This window comes from Butyrivibrio hungatei NK4A153, from assembly GCF_000424465.1.
GTDB classification, from domain to species: Bacteria; Bacillota; Clostridia; order Lachnospirales; family Lachnospiraceae; genus Butyrivibrio; species Butyrivibrio hungatei_A.
This window is the reverse complement of the sequence record NZ_AUJY01000001.1, coordinates 356895-374222: the sequence shown is the minus strand read 5'-3', so window position 1 is coordinate 374222 and position 17328 is coordinate 356895. Positions and strand designations below refer to the sequence as shown.

The following is a 17328-nucleotide window of genomic DNA, read 5'->3' as shown; positions in this document are numbered from 1 at the left end:
ATTATCATCTTAATTTGAAATATGCATCAAAGATCTTTTTAGCGATAGGTACGGCAAAGCTTCCGCCGCTTCCCGCATCCTCAACAATGACGGTAACACATATCCGGGGATTCTCGGCAGGCGCAAATCCCGTAAACCAAGCATGCGAATCAGAACTTGATGAATTAAATTCAGCAGAACCGGTCTTTCCTGCCGCAGTGTAGGAAAGGCCTTTTAATTTGCTCGCAGTTCCCTTCTCAACAACCTGTGTCATCATCTCTGTAAGAATTTCCGTCTCTTCTTCGCTCATCATTCTCTTAACTTCTTCGCCGTCATAAGACTCCAAAACCTTGCCGTCGGCAGTTCTGACCTCTTTGACAAGATAAGGCTTCATAAGAATTCCTTTGTTAGCGATTGCAGAAGTTATCATGTTCATATGCATGGGAGTAACCGTTGTAGCACCCTGACCTATCGCAAGCTGCATAACATCTCCCTTTGACATTCCGTCCTTATACCTCGCTTTACTTCTTGAATATGTAAGGTCAAGAGGAAGCTTATCATTAAACATAAGACTTTTAAGAACATCATTAAACGTATGCTGATCGATATAATTAACTCCTATATTCGCATACGAAGAATTACATGATTTTGCAAAAGACGTATAAAGGTCAAGCTTTCCGTGCTTTTCTCCGTGGTAACACGATATCGTGTTCTCTCCCTCGGAAACCCTGCCTTTACAGGTAAACATATAATCATTGTAATCCTTGGGATGGTCCCTTAAATATGCAAGCGAAGTAACAATCTTAAAAGTGGAACCCGGAGGGTAAAGACCCTGAGTTGCCCTGTTTACTAAAGTTGCATCGCCTGAATCGTCTTCAAGATAACTCTTCCAATCATCCTGAATGTTATTTGGATCAAAGTCAGGCTTTGATACCATTGCAAGTATCTCACCGGTCCTTGGATCCGATACAACTATCGCACCCTTTCTAGGTGAAGGAATTGCATCACTGCAGATTTGCTGAAGCTCAACAGAAAGAGTCGTCGTAACATCGTTTCCGGGAAACTTCTTCTTTTTGGCATCATATATTGCCTTTTGAGAAAGATCTATCCCCGAATTTATCAGATAATAATTGGAAATAAGCTCAACACCGGCTTTTCCGTGTGATGAATACCCCACAACATGCGCAAAGTCTTTTCCGTAAGGGTACTCTCTTACTTCCTTGCCTTTTTTGTCCGTTTTGGTGGACGCAAGAACATCACCGTCTCTTGATAAGATCTTGCCTCGTGTATTCTGGGCAGTCAGTATCTTCTGTCTGGTATTAAAGTTGTTATTCATGTATTTCTGTTTATTTACAGTAGCGGAATACGCGATAAATACAAGCATTGACACGAACAACGCCAAATAGATAAATGAAAGTACAATTATCGAAGTCGGTTGCGACGCCCTTGTATCTCTAGTAGTCCTCTTCGTATCTCTCGTTTCTCTCATCGTAATAATAATCCCTCTTGTTTCCTCTTGATCTGTCGTGTCTCATGTAGTCTTCCGCTTCCTCGAAATTCCGCACAAGACAAATCCCCTCAAATATCATCACCATGATAACCGTAACCATTACGGACGATCCGCCGTAACTTACAAGAGGAAGTGTTACACCCGTAAGAGGAATGAATCTGGAGCCTCCTCCTATAGTTAAAAACGTCTGAAAAATGTATGACACGCCTATTCCGCATGACAAAAGTCTGTAATACTTGTCGTGCATCATGTAACCTTCGTACATGATATGCATAAATGTACTCAGGCATATAAGTGTCATTATAACCGCAAATACGATTCCGAATTCCTCCGCGATTGCCGAGAAAATGAAATCCTGCTCAACGAAAGGAATCGACTGTGGCGCTCCTCCGTATAGTCCAAGTCCGAAAGCACCGCCGCTGCTTATTCCGAAAAGTGACTGTGCCAGCTGGTATCCGGCACTTTCAATATTTCCGAACGGATCGAGCCATGCCTTAACTCTCACCTGTATATGTGAAAAGAGTCCGTAAGCAATAACGCTCGCCACCGACCCGAATCCAAGTCCCAGAATAAGATATCCGATATTATTCGTCGCAATATATATAAGTGCAAGAAAAACAATAAAGAACAAAAGCGCACTTCCAAGATCTTTTGACAGCACAAGGATAATTACATGGACTCCTGCAACCCCCGCGATCTTGATCAGATCCGTCAGTTCTTTTGCCCTAAATAACGCTCCCGCCAAAAAGAGCAGATAAATAATCTTCGTAAATTCCGAAGGCTGGAAGGTTATTCCCGCAATCGTATATGTGATCTTAGATCCGTTTGTTGCGGTTCCGAGAACCAGAACTATACCGATCATCGTAACGCCTATTGCCGCAAATACCCATGCGTAGCGCTTTATGACATTTAATCTGAAAATCAGTTCCGGAATAAAGAAGCCTAACACTATAGATGCCGCAACAACAACAAACTGCTTTATCGCTTTCTCATAAGAAAGCCTTGTAAGCATGATGATTCCGATCATCAAAAGCATACACATATTATTGATAACAAGCTTGTTTGCGTCCGGATAAATAATATAAAAAAGCATGATCACCGAAGCAAATATAACTATCTGAAACAGAAAGAACAAAAGATAGGATACTTTTCCCGTTCTTGCCAATATCTGTATAAAGCAGGTTATCTGAACTCCGAACATACAGCCTATCTGCCTGGTATATATAAACTTCCTGTCGCTCTCATACGGTTTTGCAAGCGCGCCGAAGGAATCGGCGGTATAAAAAAGAAGTAAAAGAGCTATCAAATATTTAGCTATCTCCGTAACAAAAAGTTTCATTAAATCATTCCACTCCGCGTTTATAGTGACCCGTGGTATAGTTCTTTTTTTCAAAAGCTTTATCATTGATAAAACTTTCAAGAACATCCCTCGTATCATTTCCGGATTCAATCGTAAAGTCAATCCTGTAATGATCGAAGATGCCTATATCATCAATAGTCTTCATTTTGCCCAAAAGAACTGTCGGATCCGTATTCCATATGACATTGTAGCAGTTCCTGCAATCAGTCGTAACTGTCATGTCATTTCCCATCCTGTCGATCATATGCATTTTCTCGCTATGTACGCTTCCGTTCTTGCCGCTGCATCTATCTGTAGTCTTCTTTACACAGCCGGCGCTTATCATCATGGGAACATGTCCGTAGATATTATACGTAACAGGAACATCACAAATAGACTTAACCGCTACTGTAACATCTTTTGCCTCATGAATAGTAAGTTCGTATGGAACAGAAATCTCATCAACACTGAAATCTCCCTTCGTACACTCAGAAAGGAGCTTAAAACTCTCAACATTCCATACATAAACTCCGTAATCGCAGATTACTTTCCCAAGATAATTATTATCTCTCAAATATCCCAATTGCTCAAGGTTTCTTACAAGCAAACCGCACAGATTACCTGCCTTGCAGATATTTATGAGCGTTATAATATCAAGTGTTCCGTCAATCTTCTCTTCTCTTGTGACATAAGGAAGAGCCGCGATCACCTCTGTGCCTGCATCTGCGGCGATCTTTAAATCTTTTAAAACACTGTCTTTTTCTTCTCCGAGAAGAAGTTTTGAATCAACATAAATTCTTTCGATTTTCTTTTTGTGCGAATCTCCTGCAAGATATCCGAGTGCAACGCCAAGCTGCTCTTTACTACTGACAAGCACATGTATATCCGCCTTTCTCTTTTGTACCTTCAGATGATTATCTGACGATTCAGCACTATCGATATTTTTATCCGCACTTCGATCATATGCTTTTTCCTTGGCATCACCCGAATCAAGGAGTATCTCAAGCATCTTATCGCAAAGACTGCGTCTGTACTCATTAAGCTCGCTCACAGGGATAAAGATTCCGCATCCTGCCCCGTTATCATCTATTGAAACAACAACATCATCCGCTTCAAAAGGTGTATTTCCGAGCTTTCTAAGCTGCTTTTCAATATTCTGCGCATCCATCGGTCTGTTAGAAGCCGTCTGAACTTCTTTTCCCGTAATCTCACAGACAACTCCGCTGTTATCCTTTAGAAGCATTGTAAGCTTTGCAGTGCTCCCCGCGGTAAGATCACAGTAAATATCACACTTTATCTTCTTCTCGTAGCCGAGATATTTTTCTTTTATCATCTTGGAAACTTCTTCAGAAGTTCCGTTATACGCAGGCGATGAAACGGTTACCATTTCTCTTCCGTTATGCCTGTGATAATATCCGTCGCTTATACCCGTTCTGAGATAAAGAGCCTTCAGAATATCCATATCCTCTTTGGATACCCTGTGTTCCTTATCGGGCTCTTTATAGTACAAGTCGATGTATTTTCTGTAAAGCGAAGTTACGCCTGCCGCATACTCAGGCTTTTTCATACGTCCTTCTATCTTAAAAGAATCGATTCCGGCGCTAATAAGTTCCGGAATCAGATCTATCGTGCACATGTCCTTAAGGCTGATAGGATATTCCTCTTTTCCGTTTGATCCGGCAGTCTTATAAGGAAGTCTGCACGGCTGCGCACAACGGCCTCTGTTACCGCTTCTCGTTCCAACCATACTGCTGAAAAGACAGGCCCCCGAATAGCAATAGCACATCGCTCCGTGAATAAATGCTTCAACTTCAATATCAGCCTTTTCGCGGATTGCCTTCATTTCAGAAAGGCTGAGCTCTCTTGCTGGAACAACTCTGCAACATCCAAGCTCTTTTAAAAGCTTTGCTCCGTAAACTCCCGTAACGGTCTGCTGCGTGCTTGCATGAACCTCCACATTCGGAAATTCGTCACGCAAAAACTTCATTACACCAAGATCCTGCACGATAACACCGTCAAGATTCTTTTCGGCATAAGGAAGCATAAAGTCATATACTTCGGAAAACTCTCGCTCTTTAACGAGAGTATTGACTGTCATATAAATTTTTTTATGGTGTAAATGGGCATAAGAAATAGCATCCAGAACCTGGGCCTCATCAAAATTGTCCGCATACGCCCTTGCTCCGAATTTAGAGCCACCAAGATAAACGGCATCGGCACCTGCATTGAAAGCGCCTACCATTGTTTCATAGCCCCCGGCGGGAGCCAAAAGTTCGACTTTTTTCATATTCATATAAAAGGCTGTCCCTAAAGACAGCCCCATTAAATCACCTTTTATTACCTTTAACCTGTGTTTCTAACTGAATTATCTTTTTGGAAGAATCATCAAGTTTACTCTGAAGACTCTTGCTGTTCTTCTCGGTATTCTCAAGCTTTATCTGCGTGGCGATAAGCTCATGCTTAAGATCATAGAGCTCTTTTTCCTTCTCGGTAAGCTGCTCTTCCATAAGTTCTATCTGCTTCTTCAACTTGAAATAGTCATCCGCAATATTAAGCTGTAACAAAACATTCTGCGTATCTACCGGCTGCCTCTTAAAGCTGTCTAACTTGTTATATTCCGCAATCTTATTGTTAATGTACGAAGCTACTTTCTGAAGATACTCCTCGCCTTCGTAGCCGCTTAAGGTGAATACTTTTCCCCCGATAATTACTTCAGTATCCGTTTTAGAAGCCATAGTTTTCTCCCTGCATAAAAAATCAACCAATAAGCAAATTTGTACTTTTAAATTATATATCGGTATCGACGGGGTTTTCAAGTCCCAAATGAGCATACGCAATATCAGTAACCACGCGTCCTCTGGGAGTTCTGTTTATAAAACCGTTTTTAATAAGATAAGGTTCGTAAACATCCTCGATGGTTCCGGGATCCTCTCCTATCGCAGCCGCCAAAGTATCGAGTCCGACAGGCTTTCCCGCAAATTTGTTTATCATGGTAAAAAGAAGATTTCTATCCGTATGGTCAAGTCCCATCTTATCAACATCCATAAGATCAAGAGCTGTCATTGCAACTTCGCCCGTAACTTTTCCGTCAAACTTAACCTGTGCAAAATCCCTGACGCGCTTAAGTATCCTGTTGGCAAGTCTCGGCGTTCCTCTGCTTCGCCTTGCCATCTCAACTGCGCCGCCTTTGTCTACATCGACATCAAGGAGCTTTGCAGACTGCAAAATGATACTGCAAAGTTCGTCAATATCATAAAACTCCATTCTGTGGATCATTCCAAATCTGTCTCTTAGAGGGGCAGAGAGCATTCCCGCTCTGGTTGTCGCTCCTATAAGCGTAAAATGAGGAAGATCCAGTCTTATAGATCTTGCAGTAGGCCCCTTTCCTATCATGATATCAATAGCATAATCCTCCATAGCAGGGTAAAGAACTTCCTCAACCTGCCTGTTGAGACGATGTATTTCATCCACAAAAAGGATATCACCTTCCTGAAGATTATTTAATATAGCCGCCATATCACCGGGCTTTTCGATAGCCGGTCCGCTTGTGATCTTGATATGTACGCCCATCTCATTTGCAATGATTCCTGCAAGAGTGGTCTTACCAAGTCCGGGCGGTCCATAAAAAAGAAGGTGATCGAGACAATCTCCTCTTTTCTTCGCAGCCTCAATATATATCTTAAGACTCTCCTTGATCTTCTTCTGTCCGATATACGAATCAAGGTTTTGAGGACGAAGAGATCCTTCGATCTTTATGTCTTCCCGATTTGCTTCCGGTGCCATTCCTCTGGCGTTTGTTACAATCTTTTTCTTTTCCATGGCTGTTTAAAACATCTCCTTAAGAGCAAGTTTAAGCAGATCTTCCGTATCTGCGGCTGCGCCTGCATCACTTCCGAGAACTTTTCTGACTGCTCTCATGGCATCGGATTGATTGTAACCAAGAGCCACAAGTGCAGCAACCGTCTCATCCTTTGCAGACGAGTTCTCACCCGAAAGTTCTTCTCCAAGTGAATCTCCGCCCTGTGAAAGCAATGAATCCTCCGTAACTTTTATCTTGTCTTTGAGTTCAAGAGTTATTCTCTCTGCAGTTTTTTTGCCGATTCCGGGAGCCTTTGCAATAGACGCACTGTCACCTGCTATAATTGCAAAACGAAGATCGTCCGGCGACATGACAGACAATATTGCAAGTCCGCCCTTAGGACCTATTCCGTTAACTGTAATAAGAAGTTTAAAAAGACCCAGCTCATCCCTTGAAAGGAATCCGAAAAGTGTAAACGCATCCTCTTTGACATTCGTATAAGTGTAAAGCTTTACCACTTCACCAATTCCGGGCATTCTGTCCATGGTAGAACCGGAAATATTTACGTTTATTCCAATGCCGTTAACGTCTACAACGGCATTTCCCTCCTCGATACTCTCAAGAATACCATTTACATAAGCAACCATATTTTCTGTTCTTTCCGTGTTTTTTATAGATAAACGCTGATCATATCAGTATTTATATAGATTAACAACCGTCACCCGATAACGGGTGACGGTGTTATGTCAATATTTTCGTATATATTACTTGTTCTGAAGATACTCATCAATACCCTTTGCGGCAGCTTTTCCTGCACCCATGGCAAGAATAACTGTAGCAGCGCCTGTAACAGCGTCACCGCCTGCAAATACACCGGGCTTTGATGTCTGTCCGTTGTCTTCTGCAACAATACATTTTCTCTTGTTGATATCAAGACCTGCTGTTGTTGAAGAAATAAGCGGATTAGGTGATGTTCCAAGTGACATGATAACCGCATCGCACTCAATCTCAAACTCAGAACCGGGCACCTCAACAGGACTTCTTCTTCCTGACTCATCAGGCTCACCAAGTTCCATTCTGATACATGTGATTCCTGTTACCCAGCCGTTCTCATCAGCGTGAATCTCAACAGGATTGCAAAGAAGATCGAATATGATTCCTTCTTCCTTAGCATGTCCTACTTCTTCCTTACGTGCAGGAAGCTCTTCCTCACCACGACGATATACAACATGAACTTCTGCTCCAAGACGAAGTGCTGTTCTTGCTGCATCCATAGCAACGTTACCGCCACCTACAACTACGCACTTCTTAGGTCTCATGATAGGAGTTCTTGAATTCTCATCAAAAGCTTTCATGAGGTTGCTTCTTGTAAGGAACTCATTTGCTGAGAATACACCCATAGCCTGCTCGCCGGGAATATTCATGAATCTGGGAAGTCCTGCTCCTGAGCCGATAAATACAGCCTCAAAGCCTTCCTTCTCCATAAGATCGTCTATAGTAACAGACTTGCCGATAACAACGTCTGTCTCAAGCTTAACGCCAAGTGACTTAACGTTCTCGATTTCCTTTTTAACAACAGCGTCCTTGGGAAGACGGAACTCAGGAATACCGTATACAAGAACACCGCCTGCTTCATGAAGTGCTTCGAATATAGTTACATCGTAGCCCATCTTTGCAAGATCGCCTGCGCATGTAAGACCTGAAGGGCCTGAACCGATGATGGCAACTTTCTTGCCCTTCTTCTCCTTTGCGCCCTCGGGCTTAATACCCATCTCTCTTGCTGTATCAGCAACATATCTCTCAAGCTTACCGATTGAAACGGCATCACCCTTTATACCTCTTACGCACTGGCCTTCGCACTGGCTCTCCTGAGGACATACACGTCCGCATACAGCGGGAAGTGCACTTGACTGGCTGATCACCTGATAAGCTTCCTCTACATTTCCCTGCTTAACCTGCTCGATAAATGCAGGAATATTGATTGATACAGGACATCCCTGTACACATTTGGGGTTCTTACAATTAAGACATCTGAGAGCTTCTTTCTCAGCTTCTTCTTTATTATATCCGAGACATACTTCTTTAAAATTAGTAGCACGTTCCTTAGCGTCCTGTTCGCGGACCGGAACTCTTACAAATCCATCCATCTTTTATTCTCCTATATAGTTATCGTAAATAGAATATATTTGCGAAACAAATCTTTTATATATCAGTTGCAGTTTCCGCATCCACCGTGATGTGTATCACCTTCCTGAGCCTTGAGAAGAAGTCTTCCCTCCTCAGTCTTGTAAAGCTTCATACGATTCATTGCCTGGTCAAAGTCAACCTTGTGTCCATCAAACTCAGGACCGTCAACGCAGGCAAACTTAACCTGTCCATCAACTGTAAGACGGCAAGCTCCGCACATTCCCGTTCCGTCAACCATAATAGGATTCATGCTGACAATTGTAGGAATTCCAAGCTCTTTTGTAAGCTTGCAAACAAACTTCATCATGATCATAGGTCCGATAGCTACGCAGTGATCATATTTATTTCCTTCATCCCAAAGATCCTGGAGAGCCTTTGTAACCATTCCGCTTCTTCCGTAAGAACCGTCATCTGTTGTGATGTGAAGGTTACATACTTTCTTAAATCTCTCCTCCATGATAACAAGATCTTTAGTCTTAGCACCGATAATAACATCGCAGTCAACACCCTGTTCTTTTAACCACTTTGCCTGAGGGTAAACAGGAGCTGTTCCTACGCCACCTGCGATAAATACGATTTTCTTTTTCTTTAAGTCTTCAATGCTCTCTTCGCAAAGATCTGAAGGCTTACCCAAAGGTCCGACAACGTCAGCCAAGCAATCGCCAGCCTTGAGTTTGGAAAGTTTATGTGTCTCAGCTCCTATAGCCTGAACAACAATCTCTACAGTCCCCTTTTCTCTGTCATAGTCGCATATTGTAAGAGGAATTCTTTCTCCCTCCTCATCAACACGGATAATCAAAAACTGTCCTGGTAAACATGCGTCCGAAACACGAGGAGCCTCAACGATCATCTGATAGATGTTCGTAGTAAGCTCATTTGCCTCTAAAATCTTGAACATAGTCATCCTCCTCCAATATCTGGTAATAGTATATAAAAATAAATTACTCTTTATTTGATGGTCTTTAATGTAAATCTGCCACCGGTATCATATCCGAGATGATTAAGCGTACCGTCATGCGTATTAACGGCAAACAATCTTCCCGTCTGAGTTCTTGTTCCGTCTCCTCGAACAAATTCTTCGATGATCTTATAGTACTCACCGGCGCCCGGAACCTCAATTACAGAATCATAAATATATTCATTATGTCCGCCGCCTCTTACACTTCCCTTTTCATCAAGAAGTACATCGAGAGCAAGAAGTTTACTCACAAGTCGTTGCACAGCCTGTTCTTTGGTAACTTTTCTGTCATACGCAAGAACATATTCACGTTCGACTATCTCACTCGGATTACCTTTTTCATTATATGCAATAAACTTAAAATTAGATGTTCCCATAGGCATAGGAATAGGCTCGGTATATTCCTGTGAGTCCATGGTCGGATCTGAACCGTCGGTTGTATAATAGATCCTGCATCCATCACCCGCTATGGCTACTATCATGGTGTTTTCTTTATAATCACCACTTGGTTCCATGATCTCGGGAGTAGGTGCCGTTCCGCCTTCTATTATAAAAGTTCTTTCAACGACAGAGCTTGATACACCATATTCATTGATAGCTATTGCTTTAATATTGTATTCGCCGTCTTTATCAATCTCAAATTCACTTCTGTACGCGTTGCTTCTCTTTGTAGGAGCGTCCTCATTTATTGTGTAATAAATGCTTGAACCGTCATCAACTGAAATTGAAACTGTGACTTTTTCCTCGTATGTTCCGTCTCCGGGAGTGAGTTCAGGGTCACTTGGAACATATTCTTTTCTAAGTGCCTCAGCAGATTCATTCTGACCTTCATTAAGAATCTCAGCTATTTTATCATATTCTCCCGCCTGTTTATATATCGAAATTATACTTTCGTACGCTGATGTAACAGAATCTTTTGGGTAAATTGACGAATCGGTTATTATTCTCAGCGTATCAACCGCATTTCCGGTTGACCCAAGTTCAAGATAACAATCCGCCAGTCCGAAAATAATATCTGTATTATAGGGATATCTCTTATTTCCTTCCGTGAGGTAGGCAACCGCCTCATACGTGTTGCCGTTACTCTTTGCCTTTTCGGCAAGTTTAAGATATTTAGCTCCTGTTCTGTCTTGAGACATAAAGATCAAAGTGACAAAAAGAACTAGGATCAGTATTCCTAAAAGGCTTCCAATGATGACATTCTTCTTTTGCTTAATATATTCAAAAACATCATCTTTATTTCTGTATTTGATCACAACTTTGGGCTTATCATCTTTAATGAGTCTATCTGCAATCGATGATAGCGTTGTATCTATTTCATTTTCTACTTCCGGCTCAAACTCCGGAACAATATTTATCTCCGCGCCACATTTATCACAGTACAGATGTCCATCGGGTATCTCGGCGCCGCAATTATGACATTTCATATCTTATACTCCACTATTATCTCTACTCTTTTTTCTACAATCATCTAAACATTGTAGCAGCTTCATAACAGTTGTTCATAAGCATAGCAATAGTCATGGGACCAACGCCACCGGGAACCGGTGTAATTGCCGAAGCAATCTCTTTTACCTCATCAAAGCATACATCTCCGCAAAGCTTACCGTCTTCATTTCGGTTAATTCCGACATCTATTACAACTGCACCTTCTTTTACATGATCTTTTGTGATCATACCGGCTTTTCCGACAGCTGCAATAAGAATATCCGCTCTCTTGCAGACTTCTTTAAGGTTCTTTGTTTTTGAATGCGCAACCGTAACGGTTGCATTTTCTCTCAACATCAGCATTGACATTGGTTTGCCGACAATATTGGATCTTCCTACGATAACACATTCTTTGCCGGCTATATCTATCTTGCCGTCGCACCCTCTCTTTAAAAGCTGGATGACTCCGGCAGGAGTGCAGGATACAAAGCCTTTCTCTCCTATGCAGAGTGCACCGACATTCATCGGATGGAATCCGTCTACATCCTTCCTCGGACTAATGGCATCGATAACCGTCTTCTCATCAATCTGTGAAGGAAGCGGCATCTGAACAAGTATTCCGTTAACGTCATCTCTGTTGTTGAGTTCATCGATAAGCTTAAGCAGCTCTTCCTGCGAAGTTTCCTTCGGAAGCTCATATGAAAGAGATCTGTAGCCAATATACTCACATGCCTTCTTCTTATTTCTTACATAAACCTGAGAAGCAGGATCTTCTCCGACAAGGATCACGGCAAGTGTAACCTCTATTCCCTGTTCCTTAAGACGGGCCGTTTTTTCTTTCAGTTCATCTTTTATAATCTGCGAAATCGCTTTTCCATCTATAATCTGTGCGCTCATGTGTACTCCTAAATGTAAATAGTTTTTATGATGATCAAATCAGTATTGCATCAGAACAATCCGGTAATCTTGCCGTTCTCGTCAACATCAATGTCGTAAGCGGCAGGATGCTTGGGAAGTCCGGGCATTGTCATGATGGCACCTGTGAGTGCAACCACAAATCCCGCGCCGGCGGAAACATAGACTTCTCTTACAGTTATATTGTATCCGGTAGGTCTTCCAAGGAGGCTCGGATCATCAGACAATGAATACTGAGTTTTTGCCATACATACCGGAAGTTTTGAAAATCCCATTTCTTCGATCTTAGCGATCTGTCTGCTTGCAGCAGGTGTATATGTTACTCCGTCTGCTCCGTAAATCTCTGTAGCAACCGTACCGATCTTATCCTTAATCGACATATCATCACTGTAGATAGGCGCATAGTTACTTGGCTTTGTATTAATTGTATCAATAACTTCTTTTGCAAGAGCTTCGCCGCCTTCGCCGCCTTTTGCCCAAACTTCGGCAAGAGCAAATCTGCAATCCTTTTTCTCGCAGAACTCTTTTACAAAATTAGTCTCTTCTTCTGTATCTGTAATAAAGGAGTTGAGTGTTACAACAACGGGAACGCCGTACTTCTGGATATTCTCGATGTGCTTCTCAAGGTTTACGATTCCCTTCTTAAGAGCTTCAAGGTTTTCTTTTCCAAGCTCTGTCTTAGGAACTCCTCCGTTATACTTAAGTGCTTTGATTGTTGCAACAAGAACAACCGCATCAGGCTTAAGTCCTGCTATTCTGCACTTGATATCAAGGAACTTCTCAGCTCCGAGATCCGCACCGAACCCGGCCTCGGTAACGGTGTAATCAGCAATAGAAAGAGCTGTCTTTGTAGCTCTTACCGAGTTACAACCGTGTGCGATATTTGCGAAAGGACCGCCGTGGACAATAACAGGTGTGTGCTCAAGTGTCTGAACAATATTGGGCTTAAGCGCATCTTTAAGAAGAGCTGCCATCGCTCCGACAGCCTGAAGGTCACCCGCTGTTACAGGCTCACCCTTAAAGTTATATGCAACAATTATGTTTGAAAGTCTCTTCTTGAGATCTTCAAGATCGCTTGAAAGGCAAAGAATAGCCATAATCTCAGAAGCAACCGTGATAACGAAATGATCTTCTCTCGGAACACCGTCTGCCTTTGCGCCAAGTCCCACAACGATATTTCTGAGCGCACGGTCGTTCATATCCTCAGCTCTTTTCCAGATGATCTGTCTTGTATCGATCATAAGCTCATTACCCTGCTGGATATGGTTATCAAGAAGTGCGGCAAGCAGGTTGTTTGCAGAAGTGATCGCATGGAAATCACCTGTGAAATGAAGGTTTAAGTCTTCCATGGGAACAACCTGAGCATATCCGCCACCTGCAGCTCCACCTTTTATTCCAAAGCAAGGTCCGAGTGAAGGCTCTCTGAGTGCGATAACAGTCTTATGTCCAAGTCTGTTAAGGGCATCTCCGAGTCCTACGGATACAGTTGTTTTTCCTTCTCCTGCGGGAGTGGGGTTGATCGCTGTAACAAGAATTAGTTTTCCTTTCTTGTTGTTTTCAGCCTTTTTAAGATATTCCTCAGTAAGTTTAGCCTTGTATTTTCCGTAAAACTCAAGGTCGTCCTCTTCAACACCTACCGACTTTGCAACTTCTTTGATATGAAGCATCTTAGCTTCCTGTGCAATTTCAATATCACTTTTTACTCCCATTTACTCTCCTCCTACCATTTGTTCAAATTCAACTTTTGTCATAAGGACTTTTCTTGGCTTAGTGCCTTCTTCATCACCTACAACACCGGCTTCACAAAGCTGATCCATGATCCTGGCCGCTCTGTTAAATCCAATCTTAAATACTCTCTGAAGCATTCCGATAGATGCTTTCTCTTTATCTATGATCATCTCTCCGGCTTGGACAAAATACTCGTCTCTGGCAGATGCCGCATCGCCCGAACCTGCTGATGTGCCGCCTCCGCCCTGGCTCTGAATGTTCTGAATCTGCTGTTCTATTTCCTCACCGTAAGATGATTCTATTCCCTGATTTCTCAGGAAATCTGTAACTGCCTGAACTTCCTTATCGGAAACAAATGCGCCCTGCATTCGTGCCGGCTTTGTATATCCCTGAGGATAAAAGAGCATGTCTCCCTTTCCAAGGAGCTTCTCCGCACCGGTTATATCAAGGATTGTTCTTGAGTCAACACCACTTGATACGGCAAATGCAACTCGGCTCGGCATATTGGCCTTGATAAGGCCTGTGATAACGTCAACCGAAGGTCTCTGAGTTGCTATGATCAAATGAATACCTGCTGCTCTCGCAAGCTGTGTAAGTCGGCAGATTGCATCCTCAACTTCATTTGCGGAAACCATCATAAGGTCTGCAAGCTCATCCACGATAACGACAAGCTGTGGAAGAACCTGTTTCTCCGGATCACCGCTGTTTTCAACAAATTTGTTATATCCCTTGAGATCTCGGACACCCGCCTCGGCAAACTTCTTATATCTGTTTGTCATCTCGGCAACAGCCCAGTTAAGCGCAGCCGCAGCTTTTTTAGGATCTGTCACAACAGGAATCATAAGGTGCGGGATTCCGTTGTAAACGCTGAGCTCAACGATCTTGGGATCGATCATGATCATCTGAACTTCTTCAGGTTTAGCCTTATAGATAAGGCTCATGATTATTGTATTTATACATACGGACTTACCAGATCCCGTAGCACCCGCGATAAGAAGGTGCGGCATCTTGGAAATATCCGTAACTACCGTTTTTCCTGCTATGTCTTTGCCGACAGCAAAGGCAAGCTTCGATGAGAACTCCTTAAACTCTCTTGACTCAAAAAGATCTCTTAATGCAACAGCCTGATTTTCCTTGTTCGGAACTTCGATTCCGACAGCAGCTTTACCCGGAATGGGCGCTTCTATTCGGATATCCCTTGCAGCAAGGTTCATCTTGATATCATCGGCAAGTCCGACGATTTTGTTGACCCTGACACCCGCTTCGGGCTGAAGTTCAAATCTTGTTACCGAAGGACCCTGACTTATATCAGTAACAGTTACATTTACGCCGAAAGTCTTAAGTGTCTCCTGCAATTTAAGTGCCGTCTCCTTAAGCTGTCTTGCAGTCTCAAGGTTTTTATTCTTAACACCCTTCTCCAAAAGACTTACAGGAGGGAATACGTATTTCTTGGCAATTGCACGTTTATGTGCCTCAATCTCTTTTTCCATTCCGACATTAACCGTATGCGGTCCGGGGCCTGAAGGAACATGCACAGCTTCAGCAGTCGATGTGATCTTGGACGAAGCGCCGGGCGATCTGGAAATATGGTCCTGAGCATGTATCGCATAATCGCCGTTCATGCCGTTTCCAAGATCTTCTGCATGTATCGGTACATCGGGAAGAATATCTTCCGGTGCTTCTTCAGGAGCAGCCTTTGCCACAAGCTTACCGTGATTATCAGGTAAAGCAACAGGCTCCTCTTCCTTTGATGAACCAAAATCCATGCTGTGAATTCTTGGCTCTGTGACAAGAACTCTTTGTCCGTCAGGTTCAATGTTTGTCTCTATCTCATGCTTATTGAGCATGATCTCATGAATATCGTCGTGGAACTCTTCCTCATCGGGAATAAATATGTTCCCAACATTTTCTTCTTTATTATCACCATAAATATGGATATTATCACTTTTTTCTTCTTCAACATCTTCTTTGGTAATGTTGGTATCAAGCATTACTCCCCGGACATTTTTCTCCATCCTGAGAATCTTTGCGTCTTCTTTTTGTTCAATGGCAAGGCGCTTTTCTTCTTTTATCTCAGCTCTGCGCTTCTCTGCCATCTCACGCCTTCTCTCGGCGTAGTCTCTGTAATTTGCAGCATCTTCTCTTGTTTTCTCAATAAGCTTCCTGCTACCGTTTCTGATACCACCGACAAAAGACTGTTCGGTAAATATCACCATGCTAACAATGCCTATGAGAAGCAGTACAAGAGCCGTTCCCGCAAATGAAAGGTGTTTGTACAATACATAAGCAAGGGTTCCGCCGAAGAATCCGCCTCCGTCTCTACCCGCTTTTGCTGAATTAAATATAAATGCAACATCGTAATTCTGCGCCTGCTGTGGTCTGTTCGTAAAAAGCTCCGCGATTATACCTATCATAAAGAAAAGTACAATTCCGGAAACGACCTTACGCTGTGCTGCACTTGAGCCGTAATTTGCCACTGAAATAAGAACAGCGCCCAATGCCACAAGTGGTGCAAAATACGCCGTAATACCGAAAAAGCCAAATAATATTCCGCTTACTGCACTACCAAGCTCTCCGCAAACACCGAAATTACATAAGAAAAGGAAAATTGTTAAAGCGACCATTGCAATAACCACAAGTTCGCTTCTTAAAGAATAGTCAATTTCTTCTGCTTTTCTGGCGGAAGTGTTTGCTCTGGAGTAGCTTCTACCCGTACTCCTCGAAGCGGTCTTTCTTGTCTGTTTTCTACCATTATTACTCTGTGCCATATTCTCCCCTTGATTTATACAAAACTCTTATAAGTATACCATTTTCTAACCCCATATGCTATACTAACGTTATTGTAGTTTTGCGTAAAGGAGATAAAAATGGAATTCACACAGGAGTTAGAAACAGGCACTTTTAAAATGGTCGGCGCAGCGGAAGCAACATTAAAACTTAAAGAAGTCGCCGAAAAGTGCAGACTTGTCAGAACAGACAACGGGGTTAAAGTAGAGCTTGCATACACAGGTCCTAACGCCGGTAAATATATGCAGTACATTGAAAAGCATAAAGAAGAGCTTACAAAGTATCTAATGAATCCCGACGAAACCGATCTTTACGAATGGATGGAATCATCACATCAAAGTCCCATCACTCTCAAGAAACATGAGAAAGAAAAGCTGCTTTTGTATGTAAATTTTGATCCTACTACAAGAATTATGTTAACAGGAATAGCCGACGAAAACGTAACTCTTAAACTCGGCGCTCCTCTTATGGAAATTAACATCGACGAACTCACAAGAGACGAGTTCAAGCTCAAGATCTACAACATGCTTTTACTCGCCGATGAAATTGCAGTTCTTATGGGAAATCTCGACCTCCGCAAGATGTCAAATATCCAGATTGTAAAAACATATCTCGCAGAAATTTACGACAAATATCATGAAAACCCTTGATTCAAAACTTAAAGCGGTGTAATGAGCTTCAATACTCTTTACACCGCT

Annotated in this window: 13 protein-coding genes; 1 reads left to right on the top strand and 12 read right to left on the bottom strand. The window is 42.5% G+C overall.

Annotated elements, in window-relative coordinates:
- Window positions 1-4 precede the first annotated feature (4 nt).
- From G628_RS0101715 to G628_RS0101660, 12 genes are all read right to left on the bottom strand, one after another.
- Window positions 5-1468, bottom strand: a complete 1464-nt coding sequence (locus G628_RS0101715; protein WP_027208299.1) for a peptidoglycan D,D-transpeptidase FtsI family protein — start codon at window positions 1466-1468, stop codon at window positions 5-7.
- Window positions 1434-2828 carry an FtsW/RodA/SpoVE family cell cycle protein gene (locus G628_RS0101710; RefSeq protein WP_026655039.1) on the bottom strand — a complete coding sequence of 465 codons (1395 nt, stop codon included), beginning with the start codon at window positions 2826-2828 and terminating at the stop codon, window positions 1434-1436. The genes G628_RS0101715 and G628_RS0101710 overlap by 35 nt, the downstream gene beginning before the upstream one ends.
- 4 nt (window positions 2829-2832) lie before the next feature.
- Window positions 2833-5121 carry a peptidase U32 family protein gene (locus tag G628_RS0101705; protein WP_027208298.1) on the bottom strand — a complete coding sequence of 763 codons (2289 nt, stop codon included), beginning with the start codon at window positions 5119-5121 and terminating at the stop codon, window positions 2833-2835.
- Between the two features lie 34 nt (window positions 5122-5155).
- Window positions 5156-5563 carry a cell division protein ZapA gene (gene zapA, locus G628_RS0101700; protein ID WP_026655041.1) on the bottom strand — a complete coding sequence of 136 codons (408 nt, stop codon included), beginning with the start codon at window positions 5561-5563 and terminating at the stop codon, window positions 5156-5158.
- A gap of 52 nt (window positions 5564-5615) precedes the next feature.
- Window positions 5616-6647: a Holliday junction branch migration DNA helicase RuvB gene (gene ruvB, locus G628_RS0101695; protein WP_034461988.1), complete on the bottom strand. Its 1032-nt coding sequence runs from the start codon at window positions 6645-6647 to the stop codon at window positions 5616-5618.
- A gap of 6 nt (window positions 6648-6653) precedes the next feature.
- On the bottom strand, window positions 6654-7274 hold the full coding sequence (gene ruvA / locus G628_RS0101690; RefSeq protein ID WP_027208297.1) for a Holliday junction branch migration protein RuvA: 621 nt from the start codon (window positions 7272-7274) through the stop codon (window positions 6654-6656).
- Window positions 7275-7391: 117 nt separating this feature from the next.
- Entirely contained in the window at window positions 7392-8774 is a 1383-nt protein-coding gene (gene gltA / locus G628_RS0101685) for an NADPH-dependent glutamate synthase (RefSeq protein WP_026666678.1), read from the bottom strand.
- A 62-nt stretch (window positions 8775-8836) separates the two neighbouring features.
- Window positions 8837-9712, bottom strand: coding sequence for a sulfide/dihydroorotate dehydrogenase-like FAD/NAD-binding protein (locus G628_RS0101680; RefSeq protein WP_026655046.1), 876 nt, complete (start codon window positions 9710-9712; stop codon window positions 8837-8839).
- 50 nt (window positions 9713-9762) lie between these two features.
- Complete coding sequence (locus G628_RS0101675) at window positions 9763-11199, bottom strand: chitobiase/beta-hexosaminidase C-terminal domain-containing protein (protein WP_026655047.1); 1437 nt, start codon at window positions 11197-11199, stop codon at window positions 9763-9765.
- A 40-nt stretch (window positions 11200-11239) separates the two neighbouring features.
- A complete protein-coding gene (folD, locus tag G628_RS0101670) occupies window positions 11240-12097 on the bottom strand; it encodes a bifunctional methylenetetrahydrofolate dehydrogenase/methenyltetrahydrofolate cyclohydrolase FolD (protein WP_026655048.1) in 858 nt (285 codons plus the stop codon).
- A 50-nt stretch (window positions 12098-12147) separates the two neighbouring features.
- On the bottom strand, window positions 12148-13824 hold the full coding sequence (locus G628_RS0101665; protein WP_026655049.1) for a formate--tetrahydrofolate ligase: 1677 nt from the start codon (window positions 13822-13824) through the stop codon (window positions 12148-12150).
- Window positions 13825-16611, bottom strand: a complete 2787-nt coding sequence (locus G628_RS0101660) for an FtsK/SpoIIIE family DNA translocase (RefSeq protein ID WP_027208296.1) — start codon at window positions 16609-16611, stop codon at window positions 13825-13827.
- Window positions 16612-16710: 99 nt separating this feature from the next.
- On the opposite strand from G628_RS0101660, the gene G628_RS0101655 reads away from it, so the two are divergent.
- Entirely contained in the window at window positions 16711-17280 is a 570-nt protein-coding gene (locus tag G628_RS0101655; protein ID WP_026655052.1) for a hypothetical protein, read from the top strand.
- Window positions 17281-17328 lie beyond the last annotated feature (48 nt).